The organism is Rhodococcus sp. LB1 (assembly GCF_001583455.1).
Taxonomy (GTDB): domain Bacteria; phylum Actinomycetota; class Actinomycetes; order Mycobacteriales; family Mycobacteriaceae; genus Rhodococcus_F; species Rhodococcus_F opacus.
Window position 1 is genome coordinate 1 of the sequence record NZ_LTCZ01000091.1, and the last position, 8,443, is coordinate 8,443.

Below are 8,443 nucleotides of genomic sequence, written 5' to 3' on the forward strand. Positions count from 1 at the left end.
AATTACATGACCGCTGACAGGAGCACGTGGAGCATGTGCCCACCTCCGCCTGTGTACACCACCACTCCCCCGCGCCGGATCCCGCTGGCGTAGTGCGGACCGGCTTTCAGGTGTGGGCGAACTCCCGCGGACCGGCCTCCAGGCCGTCGATGTCGTAAGAAGGGAAGGTGCTCACTCGGCGCGGCGCCGGCGGGGTTTGCGGATATCGGTGCGCGCGCCCTGCCCCGGTCTGTTGTTCGCCCACTCGACGATTTCCGAGCGCTTCCACAGCGGGGTGCGGCCGATCTTCTCCACCGGCGCCGGCGCTTGTCCCCGAGAGACGTACCCACGGAACGTCGAGACCGAAAGTTCGGTACCGGTTTCCTCCTTGATCAGGTCGATGACCTGATCGGTGGTCAGTCGATGCGGGTTGGCCATCTGGTGAGGGTCCTTCCTGTTCATCGCCCGTCGACGATGCGGGTGGTAGTCCGGTTGCTGCCCGGCGGTCGGCCCGGCAGACGGGCTGCGATACGACGCCAGGCGGTGCGGGACTTTCCCCGCCATGACTCTACAACGGCGTGCTGTAATGCCCACGCACGCGTTCGGGGGTCCGGTAGCCGTTTCTTCGACCGGTTCCCGCTCGTGGGGGCGATGTTTCGTCGTCGCTACTACAGGGGTGTGGCCCGGCATCGGGGGGTGATGTCGGGCCACAGGGGGTGTTCTGGAAACAAAATTGGGGGGATGTTCACCAGAACGCCCATCAGTCTAGTGACCGCCCGGGACGATCGCGTCACGGGGTCCGGCGGACCCGATCGGCTCGCTTCCCGAGGGGCCCGATCTCCCGGACGAGGAGATGGCAGGCATCTCGCGGCCCAAGTTCACGCCGGACTGCACCTTCGCGTGGCTGTGGCCTCGATAGGCGAGCGCGTACGAACGCCGGTCGAGATGATCGAGTGAAACATTCCTGCAATATTTGCTGCCGTCGATGTCGAGTCGAGCCAGGAGCCGGTCGATTTCGGATCCGAATGGCCCCGACGACGGTTTGCTTCGACCAGCGCGCCATACCTGGGTTGCGCCTACATTTTGTCCGGTGTTGGGGGTCATTCATTCCCTGCAGTCCGCGGCGGGGCCGCGATCAGGAATAGGTCGCCGGCTTCTGCCTGGATCCGGGTGCAGCACATCGGGTCACGGGTTCCTCACGCAATGACCACCGCCAGGCAGTAGGAATGCAGCGGATGGGTCAGGCCTGGTCGGCGGCGGTGACGGCCGCTGCGGGGCACCAGTGCGTGACCTCGAGACTTCCCAACTTGTTGCCGGTGGGGATGGTGAAGGTGCACGATGCGAGCCATTCGCCGCGGGAGGTACGTGCCCAGGCATGGAGCAACCCGGGGACTTGGACGTCGAGGTCGAGTCCCTCTGCGCGGACTCGAAGGGGAAGGTCGTTCGCGGCGCGGCCGCCGTGGTGAGCCATTGCGGCAGAGACGTCGATGGTCACGGGCCGCGGTGGGCGCACTTCTCGCCACGGTTTCGGGTCGTATACGGCTCTCCATCGTTCGAACACATATTCGACTCTAGTGTTACCCTTGGTCACGCCGCCAGCGGTCGGCGAGGGAAGCGCCGACCGCTGGCGTCGCCCTACGTCGGCGCCTACGTGAATGGCGCGATCTCATCCGAGGCCGGCCGTCTGGGCCGGTCAGAGCAGTAAGGAGTCCATTGATGGCATTGCCCGTTCTGACGCCCGAGCAGCGCGCTGAAGCATTGGAGAAGGCCGCTGTGGCCCGGAAGGCGCGCGGGGAGCTCCTCGCCGCGGTCAAGTCCGGTGAGCTCACGGTTTCCGATGTGCTCGCGAAGGCGGAAACCGACGAGGTTGCGAAGAAGACCAAGGTTTCGGCTCTGGTGAAGGCGCTTCCCGGTGTCGGTCCGGTGAAGGCGGCGCAGATCCTCGAGGATCTGTCGATCGCTGAGACCCGGAGGGTCGGCGGTCTTGGAACGAATCAGCGTCACGCGCTTCTGGGCATCATCGCCTGACTTGCTCGTGGTGGTCGGCCGCGGACGCCTGTGTTTCGGCGCTTTTGTCGGTGGGGCGATCTACTGTGACGATCGCGACGAGCAACAGGTCGCCACTCACTACCCAGACCGGTGACTCGTTCCCGGTCCTGATCTGCGGGGTTCCGCAGATTGGTGTGTGGCGGCCTGTTGCTCTTTGCTCTCAGCGGCGGATGGTGCGAGCCGAAGATCGACCTGCTGTCCCTGGCACCTACTCGGCCGCGCCTGACAAACCTGATCGGTAATGGCGGACCCTTCGGACACTTCCGGGGCCGATCCGCTGCGTGCGGGTCTATCTCAGCGGTTGCTGCGCCCATTCCCGGATGAGCCGGTCTGCCAGGCGGTACACCGCCACCTCGTCCGGAATCCCGACCCCTTCGCCACGATCCGGGAGCGGCTGATCGACACTCGCGCCAGCGATCGAACCATCAACGATGTCGGCACAGCACAGAGCCTCGCCTTGGTGAAGATTTCGGCGTGACCGGCGAGCCGGGCGGCCGCGGGTCAGGCCTTGGCTGCTGCAGCGGCACTCTGCGCCGCGAGCTTCGCGACGCCGGCCGCGTACATCCGCCTCCCGACGAACAGTGCCACGATCGCCGGCAGGTACACCAGCGGGGCCAGTTGCAGTGCACCGAGCAGGCCACGATGGTCCGCGAGGATGCCGATGACGAACGGTCCGGTGGCCAGTCCCAGGATGTTGTTGGCGACGGTGAGGCTGCCGAGTGCGGAGGCCCGCACCGACTGGTGCGTCAGGCTGGCCACCATCGCCGCGGTGGGACCGGAGGAACCGGCGGAGAAGAAGGCGCCGATGCCGATCAGGGTCAGCTGCGCCGCACCGGTCTCCAATTGCAGTCCGATGCCGAGGGCGGCCAGCGAGATGACGCAGAACGCGATGGCGCTGGACCACTTCCCGGCCGGGTTGCGGCGGCTGACACGGTCGGTGATCATGCCGCACACCACCATGCCGGTGCCGATCAGCAGCACGAAGACCGAGGCGATCACGCCGGCCTTGTCCGGAGCCATGCCGTAGTAGCGGTTGAAGAAGCTGGGGGTCCAGGCGAGCAGCACGGCGGAGGTGAAAATCTGCAGTCCGCCGCCGAGGTACGCGCACCAGACGGCAGGGTTGGTGAACAGCGTCGAGACCGGGACCCGGATTGGGCGGCTGTCGGAGCGAGCGACCGGCGCGGCGTCCTGGTCGACCGCGTGCGCGGCCAGCCGGCGTTCGGTGACCACGGCCCGGAACATGGCGACGAGGATCAGGCCGAGCACCGCCATCGCCGCGAACGACCACCGCCAGCTCAGGTGCACAGCGATGACTCCGCCGAGTGAGACGCCGACGACCGAACCGAACGAGCCGCCGGCCATGAACGCACCGCTGAGAGTGGAGTGGACGCGGGGCGCGAAGACGCTGAGCATCACCGCGATACCGACGCTGCCGTAGGCGGCCTCGCCGACCCCGACGAGGAAGCGGGCGGCGAGCAGCTGCTCGTAGTTGGCCGCCACCGCGCAGAACAGGGTGGCGATGCTCCAGAGCACCGCCATCAGGATCAGCGACCGCACCCGGCCCCAACGGTCGGCGAGCAGCGACAGCGGGAAGGTGAGCAGGCCGACCATCAGGGCGACGATGCTCGTGAGCGAGGCCAGCTGGGAATCGGACAGGGCCCATTCGGCTTTCAGGAACGGGAAGACTGCGCTGAGCACCTGGCGGGACATGTAGTCGGACAGCAGCAAGGCGAAGGTGAGCGCGAACACGAGCCACGGGTAGATCCGGCGGCGGGTCGCGGGTCGCTCGGCGGCGGTCCCGGTGAACTGGGGGTCGACGGCGGGTTCGGCCGGCTGATCGGTGGTGGTGGACAGTCCCATTGGGGCTCCTGGGGGGCGACTGGACCGAAGTGGGGGGTGATGGTGCGGACGTCGGGGATCAGGGGGCAATGCGCGGCGCGGCGATCTGGCGACGTTCGTGAGCGTCGAGTTCCTCCTCGAGGATGGGGACGCCGAGGTTGCAGGCATGGATACCCAGGACGCTGACCATCTGCAGAACGGTGAGGATCTCCTCGCGGGAGACACCGAGTTCGAGGGCCATCCGGATGTGCCGTCGCACGCCAGGTGCGTACATGTGGGTCGCGGCGGCGTCGATCGCGATGCTGAGGAGTTCGACGAACTCGGGAGTGAAGACCCCGCGTCGGACCGGGGTGGCGTTCATCGCCATGAATTGCTCGGTCCACTCCGGATCCCAGTCAGACAGGGTGTTCCACAGGGGGTTCCAGTTGCCGTCACGACGCATGGCGTCGAGGGTCGGCGTGGGGATCGGGTCGGGATTCGTCGGCACGCGGCACTCGTTTCACAGAGAAGGGGCAAATGGGGTGCGATGCAGGCTGTCCTTCACAGCGGATGTGGTGCGCATCACGTTAGCTCCGGCGCGCTCCGGGTAATTAACCCTCCGGGACGTCATTCTGTACATTTCGGGACAGCTTCCGCGTGAACGGACCGTTCAGGTTCTCGGCGGCCTTGAACCGTTCGTTCACACACCGGCCCGGGCGATCGGTCAGCCCTCCGAGCGCCTGCGCCATTCGCGCGGGCTCATGCCGAACTGTTGATGGAACCAGCGGGAGAAGCTACTGGGTGCGGAGAACGCCAGCATCTCGGAGATCTCGGTGAACGTGTGGCGCCGGCCCGTTACCATGCGCCGGGCGAGTTCGGCGCGGGTCGCGTCGACGACCCCGGTGAAGGTCAGGTTCGACTTGGCCAGGTGTCGGTGTACCGTGCGCCGGTCCACACCGAGGCTCCGGGCTACCTGCTCGACCGAGCAGCGGCCGGTCGGCAGCAGGAGTTCGACGAGTTCACGGACCCGGAGCGTGAGGGTGGGCTCCTCCGGCGCCGCCAGGTCATCGAGAAACTGCTGCGTGTAGTTGCGCAGCAGCGGATCGGAGAGTCGGTTCACCTGATCAAGATCGCTTGTGTAGGTGACGATCCCGGAGTAGTCGCCGCCGAAGGTCAGGGGTGCGTCGAAGATGCGGCGGTGGGTGCTGTCGTCGTCGGGTCGTCCGTGTTCGAAACACACCGACACGGGCTGCCATCGGTTCCCGAGAAGGTAATGCAGCAGTTGGTGGGTCACGGCGGTGGCGAGCTCGACGGACTGGCGAACGGGCATCGGTTCGCCGGGCTCGACGTGGAGCGCGATGGCGGAGAGACCGTCGCGTTCGGTTACCCGGATGTGTAGGGATTCGTTGTAGGTGTGCTGGTAGCGGATCAGCATCCGCAGCGCGCTGCGGGCATCCGGTTCCTCGCGGATGCTCACGCTCAGCGGGCCGAGGGTCGACAGGCGCCGACGTTCAGCGAGCCTGAGGGCGAAGTCCTGGCGACCGGACGCGGCGGCCGAGAGTTCGAGGAGGCGAGCAACGGCGGCGGCCGGCACCCAGCGGTCCTGGATCTCGAGGCCCGCCGGGTCGAGGTCGACGCTGCGCAGTAGCTGGACCGGGTCGATCGACAGCGAGCGTCCCAGCTCGACGTATCCGGTCAGTGCGGCGTAACGCGCCAGGGGCTTCGACACCGTGATTCCTCTCCGGCCCGCTGCGAGACCGGGATGTCCCTAAGAGTTAATAAATATGTCCCGCAAGGGTAAGTGTGTTGGGGGTCTCCTGACTACGGTCTTGTTAGCGAAGTCACAGAGAGAACGGCAAGGACCGGCAGCGCGACAGGCCTTCTAACCCTCCCTCACATTCGTTCGCCCCACCGAGAAATGGAGTCTCACAATGTATTTCCACGACGACGCGCTAGTCCCCGAGAACCAGGAGAAGCTGGTCATCACCGCCGCTCCGTACGGGCCGGAGTGGGAGCCGGACGAAAGGCGGTGGACTGCTACGAAGCCGGCGCGACGGTCCTGCACATCCACGTGCGCGAACTCGACGGAAAGGGCTCCAAGCGGCTCTCGAAGTTCAACGAGCTCCTCGCCGGGCTGCGCGAGGCGGTGCCGGAGATGATCCTGCAGGTCGGCGGCTCCATTTCGTTCGCGCCCGAAGGTGAGGGCGCCGATGCGAAGTGGCTCTCCGACGATACGCGGCACATGCTCGCCGACCTCGACCCCGCACCGGACCAGGTCACGATCGCCATCAACACCAGCCAGATGAACATCATGGAGTTGATGACCGCCGACGACATCGCCGGCACGTCGCTCGCGCGTTCGGAGCTGATGGAGACCTACCGGGAGATGACGGTACCGGCAGGCCCGACGTGGGTCGAGGAGCATCTGCGTCGCCTGCAGGCGGCCGGAATTCAGCCGCACTTCCAGCTGTCGAGCATCCCCCAGCTCGAGACCGTCGAGCGGCTCATCCGCCGCGGTGTGTACACCGGCCCACTAAATCTGACGTGGGTCGGCATCGGCGGCGGCTTCGACGGCCCCAACCCGTACAACATCATGAACTTCATCCAGCGGGTCCCGGACGGTGCGTGCCTGACGCTCGAGACGCTGATGCGGAGCGTGCTGCCGGTCAACGCGATGGCGATCGCGATGGGCCTGCACACCCGCTGCGGCAACGAAGACACCATCTGGGGCCGCAAGGGCGAGAAATTCACCTCTGTCCAGCAGATCCAGCAGTTGGTCCGGATCGCCGGCGAACTCGGCCGCGAGGTTGCCACCGGCAAGGAGGCCCGCGAGATCTACCGGATCGGCGAAACCTACCGCGACGCGGACGAGACCCTCGCCAAGCTGGGCTTCGCGCCGAACCGCAAGCCCGGTCAGGTCGGCTTCACCCGGCACGCCTGACCTGAACCGCTGACCGAAGTCGGGGTCCGACGTGAACGTCGGGCCCCGCCGGTCATTTTTGTGAGAGAACATCTTTGGTAGAGCAATGAACAGCAACGGCTAGCCGACCGTGGTCACGCGCCCGGCCTGCGTGACCACGTCGCCGAGCACTGGCAGATTCTGCTCGCCGATCGACTCGACCAGGTGCGCCTCGTTCCGCCGCTCGAGCACGACAAGCTGAGCCTGGCGGCCCGGATCGCCGCTCTCAACGCGGTCTTCGCCCAGGCCGAGGGGCCGGTGGCCTTCGTGACGCACAGCGCCGGTGTCCTGATCGCCGTGCACCTGCGAACACCACGAGCAGGCCGGAGACCGGAGAACGTACCAAATATCCTGTCAGGCAGTCATTATCGAAGTGGCGATAATCTACCTTATGGCAACTATGCCGCCCCGGCACTGCATCAGATGACCGATCCGGCCCCCACGATTGGTTCCTTGGTGGGTGGCTGCGTTTCCGAGAGAATGCTCGCGATGGCCAACCACATAGTCGGACCATCTGCCTTTGTGCGGTTTACCGGCACGACCAGCTCTCCGCAGCGAGCGTTGGCCAGTAGTGGCACCGGTTACGGAGTCCCTTCGCGCAGGGCACCTCGACAAACTGCGCCGGCGGATGGTCCACGGTGGTCGGCGGCGAGCTGGAAGGCGAAACTCGAACATGCCCCGCTGGCGAGAACCACAGCAAAAGCCAGGACTGTGAACTGATTCAAATTTCGCATTGCGCCACCGGCTTCCCCGGGGTAGATCGGCTATTTATTGCAGGTGCCGGTAGAGCCGGCCGTGGTTGCTGAACCAGGTGACATTCCCATCGGACCCCCGAACGAAGTTGGATCGGGTGCCGGTGGGTTTGAGGTCGGGGCCAAGGTCGAGCCCATAGTCGGTCTTGTAAAGCGCAAGACCGAGATTCGGGACTGTCTGCTCATCCGGCAGGTAGGTGCCATCCGGGGCGTCGCTCATGTTGCCGACGAGCTGGCCGTCTTTGCCGCGGAAGTTGATCACGACGGTCCCCAGGGTGCCCGATTGATCGATGTCGTCAGTGGCATACGCCCCCTCGTAGGGCGCCAACTCGGCCGTGCTCAACTTCTGGGGCGTCGCGGGCAGGTTACTGATTCCGGCGAAGCGGCGAAGCGACCAGTCCTCGGCGAACAGTTCGTTGAGCAGTTTCGCTCCACCCTCGGAATTGGTGAGCACGGTCATGGCGAAGTTGCGGCTGGGCACCATGAAGAACCCGGATCGTTGACCCGCCCAGGTCCCGCCATGTTGGACGATCGTCTCGTTCTCCGCGGAGGGCCGCAGCATCCATGACACTCCCATGCCGGTGAGTTCGACCTGAAGCGTGCCGCCGACGCCTGGATTGGAACGCATGGCGATGAGCGAGTCTTTGCTCATCAACCGATCTCCCTTGGGTGTAGTGCCGTCGCCGAGGTGGAAGCGCGCGTAGCGCACCTGATCCCGCACGCTGGAAATCAACGATCCGGTCGGGTTGCAACTGCGCGAGAAGAACCAGAAACCCGGATTCACAACGGCTTTTCCGTCGTCGACGTTGTGTGAGGCGGCGATACTCCGGCCGATTATCTGGTCCGAGAAGAAGTGGGTGTGACTTAACCCGAATGCACCGATTCG

The 8,443-nt window shown here is 65.6% G+C and carries 8 protein-coding genes and 2 pseudogenes; 4 read left to right on the forward strand and 6 right to left on the reverse strand.

Annotation, left to right across the window (positions count from 1 at the left end; all coding sequences use genetic code 11):
* Positions 1-171 precede the first annotated feature (171 nt).
* Both AZG88_RS15705 and AZG88_RS15710 read right to left on the reverse strand, forming a co-directional pair.
* Entirely contained in the window at positions 172-417 is a 246-nt protein-coding gene (locus AZG88_RS15705) for a helix-turn-helix transcriptional regulator (protein WP_037235132.1), read from the reverse strand.
* An 802-nt stretch (positions 418-1,219) separates the two neighbouring features.
* The gene (locus tag AZG88_RS15710) at positions 1,220-1,474 is read right to left on the reverse strand and encodes a hypothetical protein (RefSeq protein WP_231914023.1); all 255 of its coding nucleotides are present in this window, start codon (positions 1,472-1,474) and stop codon (positions 1,220-1,222) included.
* A gap of 221 nt (positions 1,475-1,695) precedes the next feature.
* Here AZG88_RS15710 and mihF point away from each other — a divergent pair, with 221 nt between their 5' ends.
* The gene (gene mihF / locus AZG88_RS15715; protein ID WP_061045255.1) at positions 1,696-2,007 is read left to right on the forward strand and encodes an integration host factor, actinobacterial type; all 312 of its coding nucleotides are present in this window, start codon (positions 1,696-1,698) and stop codon (positions 2,005-2,007) included.
* Positions 2,008-2,269: 262 nt separating this feature from the next.
* Positions 2,270-2,506, forward strand: a complete 237-nt coding sequence (locus tag AZG88_RS53645; protein WP_156517497.1) for a hypothetical protein — start codon at positions 2,270-2,272, stop codon at positions 2,504-2,506.
* Between the two features lie 23 nt (positions 2,507-2,529).
* On the opposite strand, the gene AZG88_RS15720 is transcribed toward AZG88_RS53645, so the two are convergent.
* The 3 genes from AZG88_RS15720 to AZG88_RS15730 form a co-directional block, all read right to left on the reverse strand.
* On the reverse strand, positions 2,530-3,888 hold the full coding sequence (locus tag AZG88_RS15720) for an MFS transporter (protein ID WP_061698194.1): 1,359 nt from the start codon (positions 3,886-3,888) through the stop codon (positions 2,530-2,532).
* Between the two features lie 58 nt (positions 3,889-3,946).
* Positions 3,947-4,354, reverse strand: a complete 408-nt coding sequence (locus AZG88_RS15725) for a carboxymuconolactone decarboxylase family protein (protein ID WP_061045254.1) — start codon at positions 4,352-4,354, stop codon at positions 3,947-3,949.
* Positions 4,355-4,570: 216 nt separating this feature from the next.
* Positions 4,571-5,575, reverse strand: a complete 1,005-nt coding sequence (locus AZG88_RS15730) for an AraC family transcriptional regulator (protein WP_061698195.1) — start codon at positions 5,573-5,575, stop codon at positions 4,571-4,573.
* Between the two features lie 202 nt (positions 5,576-5,777).
* Between AZG88_RS15730 and AZG88_RS15735 the strand changes: the two are divergent.
* Positions 5,778-6,787: pseudogene (locus AZG88_RS15735) on the forward strand (3-keto-5-aminohexanoate cleavage protein).
* Positions 6,788-6,913: 126 nt separating this feature from the next.
* Positions 6,914-7,108: pseudogene (locus tag AZG88_RS49870) on the forward strand (alpha/beta hydrolase); the annotation flags it as partial.
* 465 nt (positions 7,109-7,573) lie between these two features.
* On the opposite strand, the gene AZG88_RS15745 reads toward AZG88_RS49870, so the two are convergent.
* On the reverse strand, positions 7,574-8,443 hold an 870-nt coding region (locus AZG88_RS15745), incomplete at its 5' end, for a serine hydrolase (RefSeq protein WP_156517498.1).